Source organism: Pseudoalteromonas sp. BSi20652 (assembly GCF_000239855.1).
GTDB lineage: Bacteria > Pseudomonadota > Gammaproteobacteria > Enterobacterales > Alteromonadaceae > Pseudoalteromonas.
In genome coordinates, this window is the sequence record NZ_BADT01000148.1 from 1 (window position 1) to 1,347 (window position 1,347).

Below are 1,347 nucleotides of genomic sequence, written 5' to 3' on the forward strand. Positions count from 1 at the left end.
AAAAGGAGATAAAGCTTTTTGGGTTTCATTTAGCGGCAAGCCCCAGGTTGATAAAAAAAGGAAACTTTTCAGGTTATTTAGGACTTGCACACAATATTACTCTATCAAAAGAGCGAGAAGCAGCGCTTGAAGTTGAAAAATTAAAAAGCCGAAGAAGCAAGTAAAAACTAAATCAAAGTTTTTAACTGTTATGTCTCATGAAATAAGAACACCCATTCATGCAGTTATAGGCATGATAGAGCTACTACTTGACACTAAACTTACTACCGAACAACAACAATTAGTCAATTACGCCAACTCAAGTACTGAAATACTTTATGGCTTAATAACCGATGTACTCGATTTTTCTAAAATAGAATCAGGCACCGTGTCGCTTATACACTAAACCTTTTAATGTCAGGCAATTAACTGAAAATATTGTTGGGCAGTTTAATATTATTGAAAAGTCGGATGATATTCTTTTTACAATAAATATTGACGAAAGAATTCCAAAGTATGTTGTTGGTGATGAATATAGACTCGGGGAAGTTTTGTTTAATGTAATTGGTAATGCATTTAAGTTTACTAAGCATGGCCAAATTATTTTTAAAATAAACCTTGTTGATAAGCTATTAACCTTTGCAGTAGAAGACTCCGGTATTGGTATTGCTCAAAAACATATAGACATGATATTCGAGCCATTTAGTCAAGTTAACGATAGTATTAATCGTAAAAGTGAAGGAGTAGGCTTAGGCTTAAGTATTTCTAAAAACTTAGTTGAATTAATGGGGGGGCAAATAACAGTAAACACACAAATAGGCTTAGGCAGTACATTTACGATTAGTATTCCTTATGAAGAAGCACAACAAAGTGAAGTATTAGGCAAAGTTATTCATAAAGAAACGTACTTATCTATTTTGGTTGCAGAGGACAATAAAACTAATCAAGTGCTTATAAAAGCCTATTTAGAAAAGCTTAACCATAAAGTAACACTGGCGAACCACGGACGTGAGGTAATAGACTTATTTCAGCGTAAAAAGTTTGACCTCGTTTTAATGGATATAATGATGCCTGTTATGGATGGGTTAACAGCAGCAGAGTATATACGAGACGAACTTTTGAGTGATGTGCCTATTTATGCATTAACTGCAAATGTAGAGCAAGAAAACAAAGCATCGTGTTTTAAAGCTGGTATGAATAAAGTGCTGACAAAACCTATTAAGCTAGAAGCCTTACAAGCCGCTTTAGATGGTGTATATCAGCGATAATAAAATAAGGCACCACTGACCTTGGATTGGTAAGACTGAGTGGATTCGAACTGCTGACCGTCAGACCGGGTGATCAAGAGTGGAGAGTGTCTTTTCTTGG

2 protein-coding genes are annotated in these 1,347 nt (G+C 35.0%); both read left to right on the forward strand.

All coding sequences use genetic code 11. The features are described from left to right. Positions 1–190: 190 nt before the first annotated feature. The gene (locus tag P20652_RS21040; protein ID WP_237707130.1) at positions 191–385 is read left to right on the forward strand and encodes a histidine kinase dimerization/phospho-acceptor domain-containing protein; all 195 of its coding nucleotides are present in this window, start codon (positions 191–193) and stop codon (positions 383–385) included. Between the two features lie 145 nt (positions 386–530). Next, positions 531–1,247, forward strand: coding sequence for a response regulator (locus P20652_RS21045; RefSeq protein WP_008170029.1), 717 nt, complete (start codon positions 531–533; stop codon positions 1,245–1,247). Positions 1,248–1,347: the final 100 nt, after the last annotated feature.